Origin of the sequence: Paracoccus sp. (in: a-proteobacteria) (assembly GCF_047973135.1) — a bacterium.
Lineage (GTDB): Bacteria > Pseudomonadota > Alphaproteobacteria > Rhodobacterales > Rhodobacteraceae > Paracoccus.
In genome coordinates this window covers 1-23,976 of record NZ_JBKEBL010000011.1, presented here as the reverse complement: position 1 = coordinate 23,976, position 23,976 = coordinate 1, and the positions used below count along the sequence as shown (strand labels likewise).

19 protein-coding genes and 3 pseudogenes are annotated in these 23,976 nt (G+C 64.3%); 17 read left to right on the top strand and 5 right to left on the bottom strand.

Annotation, left to right across the window (positions count from 1 at the left end; translation table 11 throughout):
* From tuf to ACK5L9_RS00860, 4 genes and pseudogenes are all read left to right on the top strand, one after another.
* A pseudogene (gene tuf, locus ACK5L9_RS00875) lies at positions 1-294 on the top strand (elongation factor Tu); the annotation flags it as partial.
* Positions 295-478: 184 nt separating this feature from the next.
* Positions 479-2,152, top strand: a complete 1,674-nt coding sequence (locus ACK5L9_RS00870) for a Pycsar system effector family protein (RefSeq protein ID WP_416909559.1) — start codon at positions 479-481, stop codon at positions 2,150-2,152.
* 151 nt (positions 2,153-2,303) lie between these two features.
* Positions 2,304-2,531, top strand: a complete 228-nt coding sequence (locus tag ACK5L9_RS00865) for a DUF1127 domain-containing protein (RefSeq protein ID WP_416909558.1) — start codon at positions 2,304-2,306, stop codon at positions 2,529-2,531.
* A 179-nt stretch (positions 2,532-2,710) separates the two neighbouring features.
* The gene (locus tag ACK5L9_RS00860; RefSeq protein ID WP_416909557.1) at positions 2,711-3,454 is read left to right on the top strand and encodes a YebC/PmpR family DNA-binding transcriptional regulator; all 744 of its coding nucleotides are present in this window, start codon (positions 2,711-2,713) and stop codon (positions 3,452-3,454) included.
* A gap of 15 nt (positions 3,455-3,469) precedes the next feature.
* Here the strand turns inward: ACK5L9_RS00860 and ACK5L9_RS00855 are convergent, their stop codons facing one another.
* Genes ACK5L9_RS00855 through ACK5L9_RS00840 form a run of 4 tightly spaced genes read right to left on the bottom strand, consistent with a single transcriptional unit; the run spans position 3,470 to position 7,405 of the window.
* A complete protein-coding gene (locus ACK5L9_RS00855; RefSeq protein WP_416909556.1) occupies positions 3,470-4,807 on the bottom strand; it encodes an HlyC/CorC family transporter in 1,338 nt (445 codons plus the stop codon).
* Positions 4,808-4,816: 9 nt separating this feature from the next.
* Positions 4,817-5,791, bottom strand: a complete 975-nt coding sequence (locus tag ACK5L9_RS00850; protein ID WP_416909555.1) for a site-specific tyrosine recombinase XerD — start codon at positions 5,789-5,791, stop codon at positions 4,817-4,819.
* The gene (locus tag ACK5L9_RS00845) at positions 5,791-7,263 is read right to left on the bottom strand and encodes a hypothetical protein (RefSeq protein WP_416909554.1); all 1,473 of its coding nucleotides are present in this window, start codon (positions 7,261-7,263) and stop codon (positions 5,791-5,793) included. Before ACK5L9_RS00845 ends, ACK5L9_RS00850 begins: the two co-directional genes overlap by 1 nt.
* Entirely contained in the window at positions 7,256-7,405 is a 150-nt protein-coding gene (locus ACK5L9_RS00840; protein WP_416909553.1) for a hypothetical protein, read from the bottom strand. The genes ACK5L9_RS00845 and ACK5L9_RS00840 overlap by 8 nt, the downstream gene beginning before the upstream one ends.
* A gap of 148 nt (positions 7,406-7,553) precedes the next feature.
* Here ACK5L9_RS00840 and ACK5L9_RS00835 point away from each other — a divergent pair, with 148 nt between their 5' ends.
* The 13 genes and pseudogenes from ACK5L9_RS00835 to ACK5L9_RS00775 all read left to right on the top strand — a co-directional run.
* Complete coding sequence (locus ACK5L9_RS00835) at positions 7,554-8,090, top strand: shikimate kinase (RefSeq protein WP_416909552.1); 537 nt, start codon at positions 7,554-7,556, stop codon at positions 8,088-8,090.
* Positions 8,087-9,196 (top strand): 3-dehydroquinate synthase, encoded by a 1,110-nt coding sequence (gene aroB, locus ACK5L9_RS00830; protein WP_416909551.1) that lies wholly within the window; start codon positions 8,087-8,089, stop codon positions 9,194-9,196. The genes ACK5L9_RS00835 and aroB overlap by 4 nt, the downstream gene beginning before the upstream one ends.
* A gap of 250 nt (positions 9,197-9,446) precedes the next feature.
* Positions 9,447-11,642, top strand: a complete 2,196-nt coding sequence (locus ACK5L9_RS00825) for an FUSC family protein (protein ID WP_416909550.1) — start codon at positions 9,447-9,449, stop codon at positions 11,640-11,642.
* Between the two features lie 13 nt (positions 11,643-11,655).
* Positions 11,656-11,862: a DUF1656 domain-containing protein gene (locus tag ACK5L9_RS00820; RefSeq protein ID WP_416909549.1), complete on the top strand. Its 207-nt coding sequence runs from the start codon at positions 11,656-11,658 to the stop codon at positions 11,860-11,862.
* Between the two features lie 3 nt (positions 11,863-11,865).
* Positions 11,866-12,993, top strand: coding sequence for an efflux RND transporter periplasmic adaptor subunit (locus ACK5L9_RS00815; RefSeq protein ID WP_416909548.1), 1,128 nt, complete (start codon positions 11,866-11,868; stop codon positions 12,991-12,993).
* 108 nt (positions 12,994-13,101) lie between these two features.
* Positions 13,102-14,331 (top strand): aromatic ring-hydroxylating oxygenase subunit alpha, encoded by a 1,230-nt coding sequence (locus ACK5L9_RS00810; protein WP_416909547.1) that lies wholly within the window; start codon positions 13,102-13,104, stop codon positions 14,329-14,331.
* Positions 14,332-14,333: 2 nt separating this feature from the next.
* Positions 14,334-15,410: a 2Fe-2S iron-sulfur cluster-binding protein gene (locus ACK5L9_RS00805; RefSeq protein WP_416909546.1), complete on the top strand. Its 1,077-nt coding sequence runs from the start codon at positions 14,334-14,336 to the stop codon at positions 15,408-15,410.
* A 123-nt stretch (positions 15,411-15,533) separates the two neighbouring features.
* A pseudogene (locus tag ACK5L9_RS00800) lies at positions 15,534-18,053 on the top strand (cation:proton antiporter).
* Between the two features lie 280 nt (positions 18,054-18,333).
* Positions 18,334-18,774 (top strand): hypothetical protein, encoded by a 441-nt coding sequence (locus tag ACK5L9_RS00795; protein ID WP_416909545.1) that lies wholly within the window; start codon positions 18,334-18,336, stop codon positions 18,772-18,774.
* A 30-nt stretch (positions 18,775-18,804) separates the two neighbouring features.
* Positions 18,805-21,111 (top strand): Tex family protein, encoded by a 2,307-nt coding sequence (locus tag ACK5L9_RS00790; RefSeq protein ID WP_416909544.1) that lies wholly within the window; start codon positions 18,805-18,807, stop codon positions 21,109-21,111.
* Positions 21,112-21,121: 10 nt separating this feature from the next.
* Complete coding sequence (locus ACK5L9_RS00785) at positions 21,122-22,369, top strand: AGE family epimerase/isomerase (RefSeq protein ID WP_416909543.1); 1,248 nt, start codon at positions 21,122-21,124, stop codon at positions 22,367-22,369.
* Positions 22,370-22,490: 121 nt separating this feature from the next.
* Positions 22,491-23,387 carry a Hint domain-containing protein gene (locus ACK5L9_RS00780; protein WP_416909542.1) on the top strand — a complete coding sequence of 299 codons (897 nt, stop codon included), beginning with the start codon at positions 22,491-22,493 and terminating at the stop codon, positions 23,385-23,387.
* 84 nt (positions 23,388-23,471) lie between these two features.
* Positions 23,472-23,609 (top strand): annotated as a pseudogene (locus ACK5L9_RS00775) (IS256 family transposase); the annotation flags it as partial.
* A 53-nt stretch (positions 23,610-23,662) separates the two neighbouring features.
* Here ACK5L9_RS00775 and ACK5L9_RS00770 read toward each other — a convergent pair.
* Positions 23,663-23,976 (bottom strand): transposase (locus tag ACK5L9_RS00770; RefSeq protein WP_416909541.1); only part of this gene is annotated, 314 nt, incomplete at its 5' end.

Genomic DNA, 23,976 nt, shown 5'->3' with positions numbered 1-23,976 from the left:
TCGGTCAAGCCGCATACCAAGTTCGAGGCCGAGGCCTATATCCTGACCAAGGAAGAAGGCGGCCGCCACACGCCGTTCTTTGCGAATTATCGCCCGCAATTCTACTTCCGCACGACGGACGTGACGGGCACGGTGAAGCTGCCCGAGGGCACGGAAATGGTGATGCCGGGCGACAACCTGAAATTCGAGGTCGAACTGATCGCCCCGATCGCGATGGAAGAAAAACTGCGCTTCGCCATCCGCGAAGGCGGTCGCACGGTCGGCGCGGGCGTGGTCTCGAAAATCATCGAATGATCGCCGAAGCGATTGCCTGACACCGGAAAGGCCGCCCCGAGGGGCGGCCTTTTCCATTGCGACCATTGCCGACGCGCCTGCCGATCTGAACTTTTCTGCCAGAAAACCCGCCAGTCTGGCATAAAGGGAATAATGTCGTCGTTCACTCGTATTCTTTTTACAAATCCAGAAGGAGTACGAGGAGATGGGCAAAAAGGCGAAGATCAGGAAGTTGCGTGACGACCGCGTAGTGGCGGCGCGGGCGGATTTTGCGGCCGTGGTCAGCGAGGTAGAGACAGAGGCAGCGGACGAGGCGAAAGAGCAGGGCAAGAAAAAGGCACTTGGTTCGGGAAAATCGGTCGAAACCATGTTCCGCAATGCCGTTCGTGCCGAGCTGGAGATCATCGCGCTGGCGGCGACCAAGGCGAATATCATGATTTCGCTGAACGGGCTGATCATCTCGGCGCTGATGATTTCGGGTGCGTTCATTTTTGCATCCTCGGCGGCCTTTCTGCTGCCTGCCGGTGTGTTTTTGATCACCGCAGCATCGTCGATCTTTTTCGCGCTGCTGGCCGCCTCGCCCGAAAAGGCGGGGATGTTGACCGCGCTGCGGGACTGGGCCGGCGCGGTTCTGCGCCGCGAGGCGCGCTTGCGCGATCTGCGGTCCTATCTGAAGGATAACCGGAAACACCCCACCGATCAGGATCTGAACCTGCTGATCTATGAGGACCGGGTGGTTCTCAGCCGCGACGGTCATTGGCAGCGCATGCAGGAATTGCTGCGCAACCATGACGAAATCTATCACCAGATGAGCGATCAGCTTTACTGGTTGGGCATGATGGCCGACCGCAAGTTTCGGATGCTGGATATATCCTACACGATTTTTCGCTGGGGGCTGGTGGTGTCGGTGCTGGTCTTTGTCGGGGTGAAATCCGTGACCGGGCTGATCCACGCCGAGGCGCCAGCGCGGCTGCGCAGTCTGGGGGTTTCGGAATTTACCGCGATCTATGAGCCTTCGGCGGTGCAGCAACTGACCGATGGCCGCGTGTTGGTGGTCGAGGACGAGGCCACCCGCGCCATGCATGTGATGGATATCGCGGCGGATGGCAGTCTGGTCGAGAACGAGGCCGCCGACCTCAAGATCACCCGCGCCCTGGGCCGCAAGCTGAGCGATCTTGAGGGGCTGTCCATCGACGAACAGGGTCATATCTATGCGATCACCTCGCATTCGGCGACCAAGGACGGTGAACGCCGCCCCGACCGGGAACAATTGCTGCGTTTCCGGATCGAGGGGAACAATGTTGGCGATATCAGCAGCCATGTGTCGCTGCGTGATGACCTGATCGCCGCCAAGGGGTTGCAGGCCGTCATCCGCGAGAAAAGCGGAGAGACGCCGGAATTCGACAAGCTGAATATCGAGGGGCTGGCCTATTATCGCGAGGCGGGGCAGTTGCTGATCGGGCTGCGCGAACCGATGGCCGGGGGCAAGGCTCTGATCGTGGTGATCGAAAACCCCGGCGAGATGTTCGAAAATCAGGCCGCCCCGCGATTTGGCGAACCGGTCCTGCTGGACATTCAGGACGGCGGGATCCGGGCTCTGAGCTATGATCCGGTCATCGGTGCCTTTCTGATCATCAACGAGATCGAGGGTTATGACGGGAACAAGTATTCCCAGCTTTGGCGCTGGTCCGGGAACCCGGCCGAACAGCCCGATCCGGTGGCCCTGCCCGACATCATCAACCTCAAGAATGTCGAGTCGATCGATTCCATTGTCATCAACGGCGAGCCACGCCTGCTGCTGATGAGCGACGAGGGCAATATCAAGAAGAACCGCCCCGCACGCTATATGATGCTGGAATACGGACAGCTTGCCCAATAAGCGTTGTGCCCGTGAGAACGGCAGATTAAGGATTTGTGACAGACCCTTGGCGCAATGCTGCTATGCGGCATCAGGCGTTGCTGCAATGCGGCGACGCCCCTATATTCGGTCGCAGGGAGGAAACAACTTTGTATCAAGCAAGGAGTTTCCTATGGCAGGCACCGCAACTCTGGAACGTCGCAATTCCGCATCTTTCGGCAAGGCTCTGGCCCGGCCCTTTGTCGCATTCGGCAATTTTCTGGTTCATCTGGCCGAAGCAAATGCCAAGGTTCGCGCCATTGACGAACTGAACCGCATGTCGGACCGCCAACTGGCCGAACGCGGCCTGACCCGCGAGGACGAGATTCGCAGGATCGTGGGCGCCGCATCCTATCTGTAGGACGAAACGGCCCTTTCCCACGAAAAAGCAGCGCGCAACCCTGCGGTTGCGCGCTTTTTCGCGTGCGCGCCGCTGCCTTGGATGCAGGCGGGGCGCAACGGTGTCTTGCGATGGGCGGCCCTGGTGGACTACAAGCAGCCGAATCCGGATTTTACGTGAATTGCGAAGGACGACCGACCATGGCAGGTCATTCCAAATGGGCCAATATCCAGCATCGCAAAGGCAGGCAGGATGCCGCCCGCTCGAAGCTGTTCTCGAAACTCGCCAAGGAAATCACCGTTGCGGCCAAGATGGGCGATCCCGATCCCGACAAGAATCCGCGCCTGCGGCTGGCGGTGAAAGAGGCCAAGTCCAGTTCCGTTCCCAAGGATGTGATTGATCGCGCGATCAAGAAATCCATGGGCGGCGACGCCGAAAATTACGAGGAAATCCGTTACGAGGGCTATGGCCCGAACGGGATTGCGCTGGTGGTCGAGGCGATGACCGACAACCGCAACCGCACGGCCTCGAATGTGCGCAGCTATTTCACCAAATCGGGCGGCGATCTGGGCCAGACCGGTTCCGTCAGCTTTATGTTCGACCGCGTGGGCGAGATCATGTATCCGCTGGCGGCAGGCGATGCCGATACGGTGCTGCTGGCGGCCCTGGAGTCAGGGGCTGACGATGTGGCGACGGACGAGGAAGGCCACTGGATCTATTGCGCCGATACCGCGCTGAACGAGGTTTCGACCGCGCTGGAGGGACATCTGGGCGAATCCGAGACCGCCAAGCTGATCTGGAAACCGCAGGCACCGACCGAAATCAGCGACATGGAAACCGCCCAGAAGCTGATGAAGCTGATCGAAACGCTGGAAGATGACGATGACGTGCAGAACGTCACCGGCAATTTCGATCTGTCGGACGAGGTGGCTGCCCAGCTTTAGGCCGGGTGATGGGCGCTATCCGGTCGCCGGAATGGCTGGCCCCCCACCCGAAAGCGCCCGGATCCGCAGCTTGGTGATCCGGTTCTCGCGTCGGTTCACGACCTCGAAGCGGTAACCGTGGAAGGAAAACACCTGCCCCGGTTCGGGGATCGACTGGGCCATGTGGATGACCAGCCCGGCGACGGTATGCGCCTCGTCATCGGGCAGGTGCCAGTCCATTTGGCGGTTCAGGTCGCGAATCGTCATCGCGCCATCGACCGTATATTCGCCCTGAGCATTGACAATCAGGGTCTGCGCATCCTCGGTATCGTGTTCGTCGGTGATTTCGCCCACGATTTCCTCAAGAATATCCTCAAGCGTGATCAGGCCGCGCAGCGTGCCGTATTCGTCCACGACCAGCGCGAAATGCGTACGGCGGTCCAGAAAGGCGCGCATCTGTTCGTCAAGCGCGGTGGTGTCGGGCACGAAATAGGGCTTCATCGCGACGGCCATCACGTCGAAACCCTGCAAGGCATCGGGGCCCTGCGTGCCCCGGATCGCCTTGTTCACGGCGCGCAGCAGATCCTTGGCATGGATGACGCCCACGACATTCTCGCGTTCATCCTTGTAGACGGGCAGGCGTGTATGAGGGCTGGCCAGCACGGCGTTCAACAGGTCGCCCGGCGGCATGCCGGCATCCAGCATCTCGATGCCGGACCGGTGGCGCATGATTTCCTCGACCGTGCGGTTGCCCAGGTCCAGCGCCCCCAGCAGGCGGTCGCGATCCTCTTTCTGCACCGCGCCGGTTGCATGGCCGATGGACAGTGCCCCCGCGATTTCCTCGTGGACCGAGAACATGTGCGAAGAGGGGTCGGTCTTTAGTCCGAACAACGACAGAATGCCGCGCACGATCACACGCACCACGGCGACGACGGGCGACAGCAGCCGTGTCAGCCAGCGGATCGGGCGGGCAACGCGGCTGGCCACGGTTTCAGGGGCCGAGATGGCATAGGTCTTGGGCATCACCTCGGAAAAGATCAGCACCAGCACCGTCATGACCAGCGTGGCCAGCGCCACCCCGCCTGACCCCAGCAGCCGCGTGAACAGCGCGGTCGCAAGGCTGGCGGACAGGATATTGACGACATTGTTGCCCAGAAGGATCGCGCCGATCAGCTTTTCGCTGTCCTCGGTCACTGCCAGCGCCGTTGCCGCCCCGGCATCGCCCCTGTCCGCGCGCGAGCGCAGCTTGGCGCGGCTGGAGGCGGTCAGCGCAGTTTCCGAGCCTGAAAAAAAACCTGACAGCATCAGCAGCACCAGAATGGCGGCGCAGGTGCCCCAGAACGCGGCGTCGAGCATGCTTGATGGGTCTTCCATTGGTCCTGTCTATCGGTCGTTGTCGGCGGCGGTCCCGTCCGTCGGGGCCGTCGCCAGAGGGTGATGGTTCAGCACAAGGTCGCGCATGCGCTGGTCAAGAACATGCGTGTAAATCTCGGTCGTGCTCAAATCGGCGTGACCCAGCAAGGTCTGGATGGCACGCAGATCCGCCCCGCCCTCCAGCAGATGCGTGGCAAAGGCGTGGCGGATCACATGCGGCGTGACGCGGGCAGGGTCAATCCCCGCCGCGATGGCGATGTCGTTCAGCAGGCGGCCAAAGCTTTGCCGGGGCATGTGGCCCGCCGCGCCTGGGGCGGGAAACAGCCAGCGCCCGCCCTTGCCATCGACCAGCCGGGCCAGAGGGCTGCCCGCCGTCGCGTTGTCGCGCAGGCTCAGCCAGGCCGCCAGCGCGTCGCGGGCCGGGCCGGTCAACGGCACCATGCGTTCCTTGCCGCCCTTGCCCCGGATCAGCAACACTGCGGGGTCGCCCCGGCAGGCGGCGACGGGCAGGGCCACAAGTTCGCTGACGCGCATGCCGGTGGCGTAAAGCACCTCGATCAGGCAGCGGTTGCGCGCGCGTTCGGTGGGGCCGCGCCCGATGCGGGGCGCGGCCTCAAGCATCGCATCGATTTCGTCTCGCGTCAGGATTTTTGGCAGGCGCTGCGCCCGGCCGGGGCCGACGATGCGCAGGGCGGGGTCGTCCTCGCGCCAGCCTTCGTCCAGGGCAAAGCGGGTGAATTGCCGGATCGAGGACAAGCGCCGCGCCCGAGTCGCCCGCGACAGGCCCTCTGCGTCGCAATGGGTCAGGTAATCCTCGACCATCTCGCGGGTCAGACCGGCCAGCGTCGCGCCGCATCCCGACAACCAGCCGGACAGGTCGCGCAGATCGCGGCCATAGGCCAGTAATGTGTTCTGCGCGGCCCCCGCCTCGGCGGCCTGCGCATCCAGAAAGGCCGAAATTGCGCGATGGTCGGCCTGCGGCATCACGGATCCCCGGTCATCTGCGGCAGCAGCGCAAGCTGGGTGGAGGCCAGATCGGCATCGGCGGTCAACCCAAGCGCGCGCAGCATGGCCAGTCCGCGCCCGGCCCGCGCCTGATCGCCGTCAAGCCCGGCATCGACATCCGCCATCGCGTGCAGCAGCGCCTCGCCCTGCCGGTCGGCGGGGGGCTGGGCTTCGGCCACCGGATCAAGCTTGACCGCCGCGTCGGAAAAACCTTGCCAGCCACGCAGAACCGTTGCGACGGGCGCGGCATCGCCCTGCGCATCAGGGGGCAGGTCATCCGCGACCATCGCGGCCAGCACATCGGCCATCCCGGCGGCACGAAATTCGTCAAAGGCGCGGGGAAGGGCGGAAAGCGGCTCGCCCGCCGCGATTGCGGCCTCAAGTGTGCGCATGGCCCCGGCGCGTTCCCAGACCCCACCCGAAGCGGCGGGCTTTTGTTCGGCATAAATCCCGCGCAGCTCGGCGGCGGGAATCGCGCCCGCGCGGGCCAGTCTTTCGGCCGCCTCAAGCCGGGCCTTCCAGCCATTGTTCAGCCGCAAGTCGGATTGCGCGAAGGCCAGCGGCAGGGGCTGGGTCGGCAGGGGCTGGCCAATGGCCTCGTGGATACGGAACTCCAGCGGGGTGATCATGTCGGACGGTGTCAGCAGCTCGCCGCTGTCAACAAAAGTGTCATCCAGAAAATGCGTCAGCAGCAGGGTCTGATGTGCGTCGATCAGGCCCAGGGCCTCGGCCCCGCGCAGGCTGATGGCGGCGGCGGCCCAGTCCCCGGACTGGGCAAGACAGAAGATGCGGGCCGCAAAGCTGGGTGCGATGCCGGGGGTGCTGTCCATATAGGCGCAGGCCCGGCCCTCGTCGCCCTCAAGCAGGGCGATGTCGAACAGGCGGCGGAACACCTCGGGGTCGCCGGGACCGGCAGTCAGCAGCAGCGCGGCGGCGGGCTCCAGCGCGCCCATGTCCAGCAGGCGGTCGGCGCGGGCCAGGAAAAGCTGGCCGCGCCACACCCCGGCATCGGCACCGGTACCGGCGGGCGGGCTGAGCTGCGCGGTCAGCAGCCGGTCCAGCAGCGCCTTCATCGCGGGCAGCCGCGCTGGCGTTGTCAGGATCAGTTGCGACAGGATCGCCGGATCGCTGCCTTGCCACAGCGCCATGGGCAGACCGGCGCTGCGCGCCGTGATGGTGCCCGCCGCATCGGGATTGCCGCCATCCAGCCGGGTGACATGAACACGACCGACCTCGCCGCTTTTGGCGACGGGAAGGGTCGCGCCGCTGCCCGGCAGGCCGGGCGGGCGCCGGTCGCCCGGTCGCCAGGCCGAGGCTTCGCGCGGGGGGGCCTTGAGGCTGCCCGACAGCCAGTCACTTGCCGAAAGCGGCTGTTGCGCCTGTGCCGACGCAGCGCCCGCAAGGGCGACCGTCATCCAGCCCAGGGCAAGGATTCGTCGCAGATCAGTCACTGCCCGCGCCCGAAGCCGGAGCCATCGCGATCGGCACGCGCATCTCGGTCTGGCGCGGGGCCATGTCGCCGAAATAGGCAAAACCGGCCACACCGATCACTGCCGCAAGAATCAGCACCACCAGAAATTTCAGTAACCGCATCGAATTCTGCCCTTGTTCTGCCGGATTACGTCGCAATTCGCCGGTCTTTCGCCGGATCGTCCTGAATATATATATGGCAATTTCCGAAAGATCACGCCATTCAGCAACCCCGGCGGTGTTGATCTGTCGCCAAGGCCAAGAGGATTGGATGAAACGGCATATCGTCATGGTCGGCATGATGGGCGCGGGCAAGACGGCGTTGGGGTCGGAACTGGCCCGCCGGCTGCGCGTGCCCTTTACCGACTCGGATGCCGAAATCGAATCCGCCGCCGCCATGACCATCAGCGAAATCTTTGCCCGCGATGGTGAAAGCTTTTTCCGCGACCGGGAAACCCAGGTGCTGTCGCGCATCCTTGGCGGCGCGCCGGGCGTCGTCTCGACCGGGGGCGGCGCGTGGATGCGGGGCGAGAACCGCGACCTGATCCGGCAGCACGGGCTGTCTGTCTGGCTGAAATGCGATCTTGAGACGCTGTGGCACCGGGTCCGGCAGCGCAGCACCCGCCCGCTGCTGAAAACCCCCGATCCCAAGGGCACGCTGGCGGCGCTGATCGAACAGCGCTATCCCGTCTATGCGCAGGCCGAGATGACATTCGAGGCCCGCCCCCGCGACACGATCGAGGCCGCGAGCACCCGGCTTATGGCGCAGTTGAGCGCCGAACATCCCGAATTGCTGGAGGCGAAATGACCGAACCCGTCACTGTCCATGTGCCGCTGGAAGGGCGGGCCTATGACGTCCGTATCGGCGCGGGCCTGATCGCGCGGGCCGGTGCCGAAATCGCGCCGCTGCTGCGCCGTCCGCGTGTGGCGATCGTGACCGATGAAACCGTTGCGGGGCTGCATCTGCCAGGTCTGCGGGCGGCGCTGTCGGTCGAGGGCATCGGCTCGGAGGCGCTTGTCCTGCCGGCGGGCGAGGCCACGAAAAGCTGGCAGCATCTGACCCGGACGGTCGAATGGCTGCTGGAACAAAAGGTCGAAAGGCGCGATGTCGTCATCGCGCTTGGTGGCGGGGTGATTGGCGATCTGGCGGGCTTTGCCGCCGCCATCCTGCGGCGCGGCGTGCGGTTTGTGCAGGTTCCGACGACGCTGCTGGCGCAGGTGGACAGTTCCGTCGGGGGCAAGACCGGGATCAACAGCGGCCATGGCAAGAACCTGATCGGTGCCTTTCACCAGCCCGCGCTGGTGCTGGCCGATATCGCCGTGCTGGACACGTTGCGCCCGCGCGATTTTCTGGCGGGCTATGGCGAGGTGGCCAAATACGGGCTGCTGGGTGATGCCGGGTTCTTCGAGTGGCTGGAGGTCAATGCGCCTCGCCTGAAGGATGACATGGCGCTGCGCCAGCATGCGGTTGCGCATTCGGTGGCGATGAAGGCCGGGATCGTGACGCGGGACGAGACCGAGCAGGGCGAACGCGCGTTGCTGAACCTTGGCCACACCTTCGGGCATGCGCTTGAGGCGGCGACGGGCTATTCCGACCGGTTGCTGCATGGCGAGGGCGTGGCGATCGGCTGTGCGCTGGCCTTCGATCTGTCGGCGCGGATGGGGCTGTGCAGCCAGGAGGCCCCAAGCCGCGTTCTGGCCCATTTGCGGCAGATGGGCATGCCCGCCCGGCTTTCGGGGATCGCGGGCGACCTGCCGGACGATGCCGGGCTGATTGCGCTGATGGCGCAGGACAAGAAGGTGCAGGATGGCCGCCTGCGTTTCGTGCTGGCACGCGGAATCGGCGAGGCCTTTGTCAGCGACGAAGTGGACACGGATGTGCTGAGAGCGGTGCTGCGGGACGCGCGGCACTGAAACGGGCGATGGCGGTCCGGGCGGTGCGGTGGTCGTTCCGTCCCGGCCCGGCGAAGCCTTGCGGCCCCCCATTGAGGGGGGCCGCAAGGCTGGCTGGCCCTGCCAGCCGGCTGCAACCCCGCGCGTCGCGATCCGCTTGACTGCGCCCGCCGATCCGTCGATCATCGCGCAAACACCTTGACGATTTTCAGCGACTGGCGTCACGGCGCAAGGATCTGGGCGACCGTGTCTGCACATGACCGGGACCGGCATGATTTCAAGACGCGTTCAGGATGCTTTCAAGCTTGCCCTTGCGTTGGTCATCGCCGCCGGGACCAGTCTGGTACTGGGCTGGGACAATCCGAAATGGGCGATGTTCGCGGTGGCCTTTTCCTTTCTGGCGACCGGGGGCGAGACGCTGGCGAAGGGGCTGATGCGGCTGGCGGGCACGCTGATCGGCATCGTTCTGGCGCTGAGCTTTCTTGCCCTTTTCGCGCAGGACCGTTGGGCCTATGCGGCGTCGGTCAGTCTTTGGCTGTTCATCTGCGGCTGGTTCATCGCAGGCGGATCGCGGATCTGGTACATGTGGTTCGTCGGAGGATTTATGGTCATCCTGCTGGTCGAATATTCGCAATTCGACGCGCGCACCGCCTTTGACGTCGCGGTTCTGCGGATGCAGCAGACCGCGCTGGGGATCCTGATCTATACGCTGGTCGAAAGCCTGATCTTTTCCAATCCGGCGAAAGAGGCATTCAAATCCGATCTTCTGGCGCAGATCGGGCGGGTCCGGCAGGGCTTTGGGGTGCTGACCGCCGGGTTCCGGGGCGAGATCGGCCCCGCTGAATGCCGGGACGAGGCGCGAAAGCTGGGGCAGTCGGGGATCGAGTTGCAAAAGATGCTGACTGCCCGGCTGGATGGCGCGACGGTCGAAAGCTTTGACGTGCTTGAACGGCGCGAGGCCTGGCGGCAGGCCGTGACCGTGCTTGCCGGGCTGATCGATGCCTTTGCCCATTGGCGGCTGGGATTTGCCGATCTGCATGATGGCAGCACGCATCCGCTGCCGCCCGGTCTGGAACCGGTCCTTCAAGAGATCGACCGCAGGCTTGCCGCGGCCGGAGCTCTGCTGGCGGGCTGCACTTCGTTCACGCCGCCCCGGCAAGTCGCCATCCCGCAGGTGACAGAGGCGGGCGATGGCGGCGATCCGTTTCACCAGGGCGCGCTGGCGGTCAGCCTGATGGCGCTTGCAGAGATCGAGCGCGCCTCGCGCGGGTTGCTGCTGGCGGTGGCGGATGGGCAGGGTCTGTCCGGGAAAGGGATACGGGGCGGGGCACGGGCCGCCGCGCGCTCATCGCTGATCCCTGCGACCATCCTGCCCGACCCCGAGAGATTCGCTGGCGCGCTGCGGGTTTCGGTAAGTTTTCTGCTGTCCTTTCTGATATTTGTATGGTTTCCCGACATTCCCGCAGCTTCGATGCTGCTGATCCTGTCTACCAATATCGCGCTGATCGTCAGCCGCGCCCCGGCAACCCCCATCGGGATTGTGGCGAAAATAGGTATGGTCATGATCCTGCTGGGTGCCGCCCTGCATATTTTTGTCATGCCGCATCTGACCTCTTTCGCGCAGCTCGCGGTGATGATCTTCGTGGTCAGTTTCGCGATTACCTATATGTTTCACGATCCGAAGGTGGCAATCGGGCGGACGCTGGGGCTGGCCATGATGATCGTGCTGATGCAGCTTGAGAACCGGCAGAGCTATAGCTTTCTGTACGCGGCCAATCTGGCGACGGCTTTTCTGGTCCCCTTCGGGATCGTGTGGCTGACGGGGATTTTCCCGGTTTCGTTCCGGCCCGAGGACGCGTTCCGGCGGCTGCTGCGCCGCTATATGCGGGCCTGCCTTGCGCTGCTTGAGACGATGACCGGCGACCGTCCGGTCCCGGCAGGCTGGTGGCAGCGGCAGATTCGGGCCTGGAACCTGCGGTTGATCCAGACAATTCCGCAGCAGATGACGCCCTGGCTGAACGCCATGCCCGACGCAGCCTTGCCGGGCGAGGGGCGGGCGCGGGCGCAAGAACTGCTGGAGGCGTTGCAGGCCCTGTCGCACCGGATCGAGGATCTGTTTCTGCTGTCGCGGGCGGGGGCCGGTCGCCGACGCCACAGGGAACTGATGCCCGGCCTGCGGGAATGGTGCGACGGGGTGGCCGCGATCTGTCGGGCGCTGCGTGACGATCCGCAATCACTGTCCCGGCCTGACAGCGCTATCGGGCCGGTCAGACTGACGCGGCTGCGGGATCTGGCGGCCTCGCTGGTGCTGCGCAATGCCGGGGCGACGCAGGGTGACGGGCCGCAGGACGGGCGCGATCTGCTGCGGGAACTGACGGCCCTGCGCGGCGTTGGCGAGGCGGTGTCGGGCCTGCTGCCTCTGGCGCGGGGCGTTGACTGGGACCGGATGCAAGAGGCACGGTTCTGAACATGAGGTGGCCATGATCCCCCGCGAAATCAATATTCACGGCGTTTACGTTCCGCCCTTTCTGATCGTCTTTGTCATGGCACTGATTTCGGCCTGGGCGACGGCCTGGCTGCTGAACCGGTTCAGGCTGGCACGGCATTTCGCCTTTCCGCGCGTCGTATTCGTCGCCTTTGTTGCACTTTACACCATTGCATTCGGCACGTTCATCATCAGGATCTGATCCATGCGCCCCGTCTATCGTTATATCCTGTCCTCGGCGATTCTTCTTGCCGCCATAGCTGCGGTGGCCTTTCACTACATTGATTACCTGCGCAATCCCTGGACGCGGGACGCCCAGATCCGGGCCAGCGTCATTCAGGTCGCGCCGCGCGTCTCGGGGCCGGTGGTGGCGCTGCCCATCCGTGACAACCAGTTCATCAGGGCGGGCGAGACGCTGTTTCAGATCGACCCGCGCACCTATCGGGCGGCGCTGGACGCGGCCGAGGCCAATTATGAACAGACGATCAACGGGGTCGAGGTGCTGGCAAGGCAGGTCACGGCGGCCGAAGCCGGGGTGGCGCAGGCGCGCGCCGCCATCGCGCAGGCAGAAAGTCAGGTAAACGCCGCCGATTCGACCCTGCGCGAAGCCACGCAAGAGGTGCGCCGCAACGCCGCGCTGTTGCAGGCCAACGACATTTCGCAGGCGCGGTTCGATCAGATCCAGCGCGATTACGACGTCGATCTGGCCGGCAAACGTCAGGCCGAGGCGACCCGGGCGCAGGCCGAAAGCGCCTTTGCCCAGTCCGAGGCGCAACTGGCGCAGGCGCGCGCCAATCTGGGTGGTGAGGGGGCTGACAACGAACGCATCCGCGCCGCCGCCGCGCAACTGGAAAGCGCGCGGCTGGACCTGAGCTTTACGACCGTGCAGGCCTCGGTCGATGGCTATGTCACCAATCTTGATCTGCGCCTTGGCAGTCAGGCGGTCGCGAACCAGCCGATTCTGGCGCTGATCGACGCCGACAGCTTCTGGATCGACGCCTATTTCCGCGAAACCCTGATCGAGGCGATCCGGCCCGGCGACCCGGCTGTCATCACCCTGATGAGCAAATCCGACACGCCGTTTACGGGTGTGGTGGACAGTATCGGTTGGGGGATCGCCAAAAGCGATGGCGCGACGGGGCAGGAACTACTGCCCAGCATCAACCCCACCTTCCAGTGGATCCGCCTTGCCCAACGCCTGCCGGTGCGCATCCATATCGACGATCTTCCTGAAGGGATCACCCTGCGGGTGGGGCAGACCGCATCGGTTCTGGTTCACGGGGGCGGCGATTTGCGCGGCGATCCGGTCGCCGCGCCCCCCGCCTTGCAGTGACGGGCCTGGCCATGTCTGAAACCGTCACCGTTAGGTCGTAATTCATCACTGACAAAAAAAATCGACCGCTACTCTGTTCCGCGACAACCGGACCATGGAGGCGCGACCATGACATCTATTTCGACAGCCGATCTGATCGCGGCACGACGGCCCGGCTTTTCGCTGCCGCGCGATCTGTATTGCGGGCGGCAGGCGTATCAGGACGATCTGGAACAGATCTGGTATCGCGAATGGCTGTTTGCCGGGCCCGCCTGCGAGATCCCGAAGGCCGGGAATTTCGTGACCCTGACCGCAGGACAGTTTCCGGTGGTGATCGTCCGGGGCAATGACGGTCGGGTGCGCGCGTTTCACAACGTTTGCCGCCATCGCGGGCAGCGCATCTGCACCAAAAGCAATGGCAGCAATCCGAAACTGGTTTGTCCTTATCACCAGTGGACCTATGACCTTGATGGCAAGCTGGTCTATGCGCGCGATATGGGCGAGGGGTTTGACATCTCGGCTTACGGGCTGAAGCCGGTGCATTGCGCCGATCTGGGCGGGATGATCTTCATCTGTCTGGCGCAGATCCCTCCGGCCATCGCCGATCTGGCCCGTAACCTGACGGCCTGTCTGGCCCCCAGCCTGCTGGCCGACGCGAAAGTCGCCTTTTCCTCGACCATCGTGGAAAAGGGCAACTGGAAGCTGGTGCTGGAAAATAACCGCGAATGTTATCATTGCGGCGGCTCGCACCCTTCGCTGTGCCGGACCTATTCGGACGATCCGCTGATGACGGTGATGGAGGGGCCGCAATCCGCCAGCGCCGAGATCCTGCGCCACTGGGACCGTTGCGATGCGGCGGGCCTGCCCGCGCGGTTCGTGAATGCGCCCGACATGCAATGGCGTATGGCGCGGGTACCGCTGATGGACCAGCAGGAAAGCTTTACCATGTCGGGCAAGGCCGCTGTCGCGCGGCGGATGGGAACGATCCCGTGGAACGACGCGGGCAGTCTGATGTTCTATCACTTCCCGACAAGCTGGAACCATTTCCTGCCCGATCACGCCATTGTCTTTCGCATCCTGCCCATCGGCCCGACCGAAACCGAGGTGACGACGAAATGGCTGGTCCACAAGGACGCGGTCGAGGGGGTGGATTACGATCCGGACCGGCTGACCGAGGTATGGCTTGCCACAAATGACGAAGATCGCCGCGTGGTCGAGGAAAATCAGGCTGGCATCCTGTCGCCCGCATACGAACCCGGCCCTTATTCGTCCCGGCAAGAGGCGGGGGTGATTCACCTGATCGACTGGTATTGCGCGCTGATGGCCAGCCGCCTGAACGTGCCCGTGGCGGCAGAGTAACGATGAAAACGACCCTTGCGAACTGGTCGGCAGAGCCTTGGGACGATTCCGAGATGCTGGAATGCGCCCATGTCCTGCCCGAGACGGCGGATACCTGGACCTTTTCTTTCCGCTCGCCCTCGGGGCGGTGGTTCGACTATCAGCCGGGCCAGTTCATCACGCTGGATCTGCCGGTGCCGGGCGGGAATGTGCAGCGGACCTATACGCTGTCTTCTTCGCCTTCGCGGCCACTGTCTATCTCGGTCACAGCCAAGGCGCAGACCGGTTCGGTCGCGACGCGCTGGATGATGGACAATCTGCGGCCGGGGATGCGGATCAGGGCCTTTGGCCCGGCGGGCGTGTTCAGCCTGATGCGGCATCCGGCGCGCAAATATCTGTTCATCTCGGCCGGATCGGGGATCACGCCGATGATGTCGATGGCAACCTGGCTGGCGGACAGGGCCGGGGGCCACGACATCGTGTTTGTTCATGCTGCGCGGCGGCCCTCGGACGTGATCTTTCACGACCGGTTAAAGCACATGGCAAGCCGTTCGTCGGAATTGCAGCTTCACCTGACAGTCGAGGAAAATGACGAATTCCGGTCCTGGGCCGGCTATCGCGGGCGGCTGAGCCAGATCATGCTGGGCCTGATGGCCCCCGACTATCTGGAGCGAGAGGCGTTCTGCTGCGGCCCCGAGCCCTTCATGCAGGCGGTGCGGGACATGTTGATCTCGCTTGGTTTCGGGATGGAGCATTACCATCAGGAAAGCTTTGGCGCGCCGGTCCGGACCGAGGCCGAGGCCCCCCCGCTTGAGGACGTGGTTCCAGACAGCGCGACGGGCGCCGAGCTGGTCTTTGCCGCGTCGGGCGTGACCGTGCCCTGCCACGAAACCGACACGGTGCTGACAGTGGCGCGGGCAAGCGGGCTGAACATCCCCTCGGGCTGCACCTTCGGGCTGTGCGGCACCTGCAAGATCCGCAAGACCGGGGGCGAGGTGCACATGGTCCATAACGGCGGCATCTCGGACGAGGACATCGCCGAGGGTTTCATTCTTGCCTGCTGTTCTCACCCTATCGGGCGCGTGGTGGTCGAGGTCTGATCGCATCCGTCGGGCCAGCGGCCCCCGCCGCCCTCGGGCTTCTGACCGCCCATCACGAAAATGCGCTGCATTTTTCGCCCAAGCGATATTCCCCGGCGCAATTCATGCCGCTATATCAGCGCCATGGACATCGTGCTTCTGACGGCCATCGCGGCGTCTCTCTTTGTCGTTATCGGTCTGGCAGAGCCGCTTGCCGCGCGGCTGTCGCTGCCCTACAGCGTGATTCTGGCGGTGCTGGGGATTTTGATCGGGGCGGGGGCAACCTTTCTGCTGCGCACCGAACTGACCGATGCGCTGAACCCGGTGGCCGCGACGATTCTGGACCTGCCGATCCGGTCCAACGTCTTTCTGTATGTGTTCCTGCCGACCCTGATCTTTCAGGCCACGCTGGAAATGAACGTCCGACGAATGCTGGACGACTGGGTGCCGATCCTGACCCTGGCCGTGGTCGCGGTCGTGGTGGCGACGCTGACCATCGGATATGCGCTGTCATGGGTCAGTGGCCTGCCTCTGGTTCTGTGCCTGCTGGTCGGGTCCATCGTTTCGACCACGGACCCTTCGGCCGTGGTGGGGATTTTCCTGTCCCTGTAGGCACCGCGCAGGCTGGCCCGGATCATCGAGGGCGAAAGCCTGCTGAACGACGCTGCCGCCATCGCGCTGTTCGGCCTGTTCATGAGCTTTGTCATGCTGGGTGTGCCCGAACCCAGCCTGGCCGAGGCGGCGGGCAGTTTTCCCCTGCTGATTGCCGGCGGGCTGCTGGTCGGGGTGCAGATCGCCTGGGTGGCGCTGGTGGTGATGCAGCTTATCGCCCGGTTCGAACTGGCGCAGCTTTCGGTGTCGGTTGCCATACCCTATCTGGCCTATATCGGGGCCGAGCATCTGGGCGGGGCCTCGGGCGTGATGGGTGTCGTCGGCGCGGGGCTGACGCTGAACCTGATGGGGCCTGCGCGCCTGTCACCGGCCTTCTGGACCAATCTGCGCGAGACGTGGGAACTGCTGGCCCATTGGGCGGGGGCGCTGATCTTTATCCTGGCGGCGCTGCTGATCCCGCGGCTGATGGGCGATGTGCGGCCCGGCGATTACGCGCTGATCCTGGTGGTTATCGTCGCCGCGATCCTTGCCCGCGCGGTTATCCTGTTCGGACTGCTGCCGATCCTGATGTCGCTGCGCCTGTCGCCTCAGGTCGAGCCGCGATACCGCATTGCGATCCTGTGGGGGGGGTTGCGCGGCGCGGTCACGCTGGCGCTGGCGCTGGCGGTGACGGAAAGCCTGCAGGTTCCGCTGGAATCCAAGCGGTTGGTCGGGATTCTGGCCACCGGCTTTACCCTCTATACGCTGATGGTACAGGGGACGACGCTGCGTTGGGTGATCGGGCGGCTGGGGCTGAACCGGCTGTCTCCGCTGGATGCGGCCCTGTCTGATCAGGTCATCGCCGTCGCCCTGCAAACCGTTCGGGAAGAGGTCGCGACAGCCACTGCGAAATACGAACTGACCCATGACACCGTCCGGTCAGAGGCAAAGCGTTTCGCCTCGCGTCTGGACAAGGCCGTTGACCGGGCCGAGGCCGAGGATAACGCCGAAATCCTCGACCGGGACCGGATTACCCTGGGCCTGATCGCGCTGGCCGCCCATGAACGCGAGACGATCCTGGAACGCATTCGCGAAAGGGCGATCAGCGCCCGCCTGTCGGAAACCATGCTGTTCGACGCCGACCGTCTGATCGAAGGTGCGCGGATCGGCGGGCGCACCGGTTATCAGCGCGTGGCCCGGCGCAATCTGCGCTATGGTCCTGCCTTCAAGGCTGCGGCGCTTCTGCGCAATCGTCTGGGTCTGTCGCGTCCCTTGGCCCGGCTGACCGCTGACCGGTTCGAGATATTGCTGGCCAAAAAGCTGATCATCAGCGACCTGCACGATTTCCTGGACCGCCGCATCCGCCGGATCCATGGCAAACGCGTCGGCGAATTGCTGCACGAATTGCTGAACCGCCGGGTCGAGGCCGTCGATACCGCGCTGGAGGGGCTGCGCCTGCAATATCCCGGCTATGCCGAGGAACTGGAACGCCGCTTTATCCGCCGCACCGCCCTGCGGATGGAGGAACGCGAATATAACTCGATGCTGGATGACGGGCTGATCGGGGCCGAGGTGCATACCGCGCTGATGCAGGACATTGCGCGGCGGCGGGCACAGACAGACGGCCAGCCGCATCTGGATCTGGTCCTGCGCCGCGAGCAACTGGTCCGCGAATTTCCGCTGTTCGCCGATCTGGACCCGTCCGAATTGCGGATGCTGTCCCGTGCGTTCCGCTCGCGCTATGTCGATGCGGGCAAGGTGATCTGTCGCAAGGACAGCATGGCGCGCAGCGTGTTTTTCGTGGCTTCGGGCGCGATCGAACAGAACATCGCCGGCCACATCACGCTGATGGGCCGGGGTGACATGTTTGGGCAGATGGCGCTGCTGACCAACCGTCCCCGCCGCGCCGAGGTTCGCGCCATCACCCCCACAAGCCTGATGGAACTGGACGAAAAACGCTTTCGCCGCGCATTGAAACGATCCGCCGCGTTGCGTCAGGCGGTGCGTGACAGCGTGGCGGGCAAACCCATGGAAGATGAACTGATGCGCCTGCCCGAATTGGCACTTGACTGAAAGTCTGACGGAACCTTATCCGAACTGAATCGTTAACAGACGGGTTGTTTCTTATTGAACGGTTTGTTTTATTAGTGCAATCTCAACCCAGAGATGTTTTCTCTCATAAGAGCTATCAGCTTGGGTTGAAAAAATGGGTTTCGCGACACAGATTTGCGATGGGTGGCAGCGTAGCCGCGACGAATTCAGGCTGCTTCGCCGGTCCTTTGCCGCACGGCTGGTCGGCGGCGACGGCCCAAGGGTTCTGTTTTTCCCATCGGGGGATGACCAAGGGGCAAGCATGCTGCGTGCCTGCAAGATGGCGCGCGCACTGGCGGCGCAAGGCTGGGTTGCAGCGGCGGTTCCACCAACGCTGAAACGCGGCGGGCGGGCGCGCGTCATTCGCGCCTTTCGTCCCGATCTGCTGATCTTCCAGCAAGGCCGCTTGTCCCTGAACGATGCGGGTTCTGCCTTCGGTGTGCCCTATGTGCTGGACAGGGAGGACGCCGAATTTTTCCTGACGCACCTGCCCGGTCTGTCCGATGCGCCGGCCCGCCCCGTTCGCCCCCCGGCTGCTGGCAAGGCCGATGCGCTGCTTGTCCGCGTGGCCTGCGAACCTTCGCCCGGGGCGGCGGCACGGACCGACCGTTTCCTGCGCGAAATTCGTCAGCAAAGCGCAAAGTACCGACAGGCGGACGAAGAGCGGGCCAAGGCTCTTGGCGAGGCGTCGGCAGAGGTTTAGAACGGCACTCCGATCCCGCAGGAGAGCCCGATGGACACCAGCCCCCGTATCGCCCGCCTCATCGCATCCGAGATCAGTGCCAGCCCCGCGCAGGTGACGGCTGCCATCGGTCTGCTGGATGGCGGGGCGACTGTGCCCTTCGTGGCGCGTTACCGCAAAGAGGTGACGGGCGGGCTGGACGATACCCAGCTTCGCACGCTGGCCGACCGGCTGGCCTATCTGCGCGAGATGGAGGCGCGGCGCGAGGCGATCATCGGCTCGATCCGCGATCAGGGCAAGCTGACCGACGAACTGGCGCGCGCCATCGCCGGGGCCGAGACCAAATCCGCGCTTGAGGATATTTATCTGCCCTACAAGCCCAAGCGCCGCACCAAGGCCATGATCGCGCGCGAAAACGGGCTGGAACCGCTGTTGCGCGCCATTCAGGACGATCGCGCCGCCGATCCCGAAAATCTGGCAGCGGGTTACGTGAGCGAGGCCGTGCCGGATGTGAAATCGGCGCTGACCGGCGCGCGTGACATTCTGGTCGAGGAATTGTCGGAAAACGCCGCGCTGCTGGGGGCGTTGCGCGAATTCATGCGAACCGGGGCGTTCATTGCGGCCAAGGTGGTGGCGGGCAAGGAAGATGCGGGGGCCAAGTTCAGCGATTATTTTGATCATCGCGAAAAATGGGCCGACATCCCTTCGCATCGCGCGCTTGCGATCCTGCGGGCTGCGAAAGAGGAAATCGTGACCATCGACATCGCGCCCGATCCTGACAACGGCGCGGCGCGGGCCGAGGGGATCGTGGTGCAGGCCATCGGGCGGCTGGGAAATGGTCCTGGTGACGACTGGCTGCGGCAGGCCGCAGGCTGGACATGGCGGGTGCGGCTGTCGAACACGATGTATATCGACCTGATGACCGAGCTGCGTAAACGCGCCCATGACGAGGCGATCCGCGTCTTTGGCCGCAATCTGAAGGATTTGCTGCTGGCCGCGCCCGCCGGTCCGCGCGCGACAATCGGTCTGGATCCGGGCATCCGTACAGGCGTCAAGGTGGCGGTCGTGGATGCGACGGGCAAACTGGTCGATACCGCGACGATCTATCCCTTTCAGCCCAAGAATGACCTGCGCGGGGCCGAGGCGGTGCTGCTGGCCCTGATCGCGCGGCACGATGCCGACCTGATCGCCATCGGCAACGGCACCGCCAGCCGCGAGACCGAGCGTCTGGTGGGGGATGTGCTGAAACGCCTGCCAAAGGGCGTCAGATCCCCGACGCGGGTGGTGGTGTCCGAAGCCGGGGCCTCGGTCTATTCGGCCTCGGAACTGGCGGCGAAGGAATTTCCCGATCTGGACGTGTCGCTGCGCGGCGCTGTGTCCATCGCGCGCCGCTTGCAGGATCCGCTGGCCGAACTGGTCAAGGTGCCGCCGGAATCCATTGGTGTGGGCCAGTATCAGCACGATGTCGATCAGCGGCAACTGGCGAAAACTCTTGAGGCCGTGGTCGAGGATGCGGTGAACGCCGTGGGCGTCGATCTGAACACCGCCTCGGCACCTCTGCTGGCCCATGTTGCCGGGCTGGGGCCGTCGCTGGCGCAATCCATCGTCGCCCATCGCGATGCGAACGGAGCTTTTCCTTCGCGGACGGCGCTGAAAAAGGTGACGGGGCTTGGTCCGCGTGCCTTCGAACAATGCGCTGGCTTCCTGCGCATCCGCGACGGCAAGGAACCGCTGGACGCCTCGTCCGTCCACCCCGAGGCATATGGCGTCGCGCGCAAGATCGTTGCCGCCTGCGGTCGCGACATACGCGCGATCATGGGCGAACCGGCGGCGCTGCGGGGGATCCGGGCCGAACAATTCGTGGACGAGCATTTCGGCCTGCCCACCATTCGCGACATTCTGTCCGAACTGGAAAAACCCGGCCGCGACCCGCGCCCCGGCTTTGTCACCGCCAGCTTTGCCGACGGGGTCGAGGATATCAAGGATCTGAAGCCCGGCATGTCGCTGGAAGGCACCGTCACCAATGTCGCGGCCTTCGGGGCCTTTGTCGATATTGGCGTGCATCAGGACGGGCTGGTTCATATCAGCCAGTTGGCCGACCGTTTCGTCAAGGATCCGAATGAGGTGGTGAAGGTTGGCGATGTGGTCAGGGTTCGCGTGACCGAGGTTGATGTCCCGCGCAAGCGCATCGGATTGACCATGCGCAAGGATGGCGGCGGGGCGGCTGATCGCGGTCCGCGTCCGGCGGCGGCCAAGGGACCGCGCGGGCCGAAGGGCGGCACATCCGCGCCACGGGGCACGGATAACGGACAGGGTTCATTCGGCGCGGCACTTATGGATGCCATGCGCAAACGTTAGGGAGAAAAAGATGACCAAATCCGGAGATTCCGAGGCAGCCGGATTTTGGCTGGACGACCCGGCGCATCGTGCCTTTCTGGTCATGGATGCGCGCCGCGCGCTGGATTTCTTTGATGCCAGCCCGCGCCCCGGCGGCGGTTTCGCGATTCTGGACGGGCAGCGCCACCCCCTGCCGGGCAGTTTGCAGGAACTGCATACCACGACCCGGCTGGTGCATTCCTATGCCCTTGGGCAGATGGCCGGGCGGCCCGACGCCGCCGGGATCATCGACCGGGGCATGGCCGATCTGTGGACGCGGCACCGTGATTCTGATCACGGCGGCTATGTCTGGTCCTTTGACGACAACGGCATCAGCGACGGCACCAAACTGGCCTATGGGCATGTGTTTGTGCTGCTGGCGGCCTCCAGCGCGAAAATGGCGGGGCATCCCGATGCCGACCGCCTGCTGGCTGATATTTCCGGCATTCTGGACCGGCACTATTGGGACGAAGCGCGGGGCCTTTTTCGCGATGAATTTGGCCGCGACTGGCAGCCCTTTTCCACCTATCGCGGGATGAATGCCAATATGCATGGGGTCGAGGCGCTGCTGACCGCGTTCGAGGCCACGGGGGATGCGGAATATCTGTCCCGCGCGGGCCGCATTCTGGATTTCTTCGTCGCGGGGCAGGCGGCAAATGGCGGCTGGCGTATCCCTGAACATTACACGGATGACTGGCAGCCCGACCGTGCCTATGCGGGCAATCCGATGTTCCGCCCCGCGGGTACGACGCCCGGCCATTCCTTTGAAATGGCCCGTTTACGCCTGCAACACTGGGATCTGTCGGGCCGACCCGCGACGGGCGCACCCGTGCAGGCGCGGCAACTGGTGCGGACCGCGCTGGCTGATGCCTGGAACGACGGGCTTGGCGGGTTCGCCTACACGCTGAAATTCGGGGGCGGGGTGGATAGCTCCGCGCGCTATTGGTGGCCCGTGACCGAGGCCATCGGCGTTCTGGCCGCTTTGCTGAAGCTGGACCGCGATCCGGCGGACGAGGCATGGTATCGCCGGTTGTGGGCCTTTGCCGACAGCCATTTGATTGACCACACGCAGGGCGGCTGGATCCCCGAACTGGATGACCGGAACCAGCCGGATTCAACCCAATTCGCGGGGCGGCCTGACATTTACCACGCCCTTCAGGCCGATCTTCTGCCGCTGGTGCCGGGCCTGTCCCGTGCGGCCGAGGCGCTGAGGCAGGCCGCACCGCTGGCAAGTGATTAACATTGATCATATCCATTCGCGCGGCGCGCCACCCGGACGCGCAATGCAGGTTTTCCAGAGGATTTGCTAACGTGTCAGGCAAGGGCGGTGCTTGCATCGCGGTTTTGAATGGACCTGTCCCATGGCTCTCTTCGATCTCCCGACTGGTTGTTCCTGCGTCCAGACCCTGTTGGGCGGCGCTGCCGACATGGTGCTTGACCGACAGGACGGGCAGGATAGCGTCACGCGGGTCGCCGGCGATGGTCGGTTCGAGACATGGCAGATCGACGCGGCCACGCACAGCTTTGTCGTCGCGGACCCGGCCGCCGGCACGCGGATCCTGACCGATTACGGCCCCGTCCCGGTCGAGAATCTGCGGCGCGGCGATCTGGTCGTGACGCGCGACTGCGGAATGCAGCCAATCGCATGGATCGGGGCCAGAATACTGCCGCAGCGGCTCCTGTCCGTTGAGCCGGATCAGCGCCCGATCCTTATCCGCGCGGGCGCACTTGGTCCCTCGCTGCCGAACCGCGACCTGTACCTCTCTCCACAGCAATGGGTGCGCGTGACATCCGAGGTGTCGCGGCACCTGTTCGGGATCGACGAATTGCTGGTCATGGCCAAAAGGCTGCTGCCGCTTGACGGGGTCAGCCGGGTCAGCGATTGCGGCGGCTTCACCTGTTTTCACCTGCTGCTGGAGGGGCCGGGCAGCATCTATGCCAACGGGGTCGAGACCAGCATTCAGGGGGCCACCCGACCGGGCCTGTCCGCCGACGCTGCGCAAGCCAGGTCTGGTACTACAGTTACATATATTGGCGAGTTTTCGATACGCGAGGGCTGCGGCGATCTGGTGTTGTCGTCGCCATCGGGACCAGCGCCAGATGAAGCTGGCCATTGGCGCGCCGGGTTGCAAAAGGCGCGCGATGAGGTATCGCAGGTCCGCAGTTGTCAGGGTTTGGGTGAGCTTTGCGATCACGCCGCTGCTGTCTGGTGCTGCGGACTCGTTTCGTTTTGTTTGCCAAATGCGGCGCAGCGTTGAGCGGCCGCGATGCTGGCGAGGAAGGCGGCCGCGGCCATCACGAGGCTCATGTGCCGGTGCCATCCGTGCCAAGAGCGCGCCTCGCTGCCCAAACGCACCCAACCGAAGGCCAAAAAGATGCTGCACGACATTTGGCAGGCGGAAACGCGAGAGGATGCACACAGCGCGTTCGACTTGTTCATCAAAACCTTCGAGGCGAAATACCCCAAGGCCACCGGATGCCGGGAGTGTCCTGAACTCTGTGTATCTTTCCCGGCCCATGCGGTTTCTGATACTCAAGCGTCGAAGCGCTCGCCGGACATTATGGCGAACTGGTTGCGGGCCGCAAACCATTCCCGGACGTTTCGGCCGTCTTTTTCGAAGTTGCGGATCGCGAGGTAGATCAGCTTGGTTGCGGCATCATCGGTCGGGAACGAGCCGCGTGTCTTGATCGATTTGCGGATCACCCGGTTCAGGCTTTCGATGGCGTTCGTGGTGTAGATGATCTTGCGGATCGCCGGATCGAAGGCGAAGAACGGGATTACCTCGGCCCAGGCCCGGCGCCAGGCCGGGGCGATGGAGGCGTATTTCCCGGCCCATTTTTCCTCGA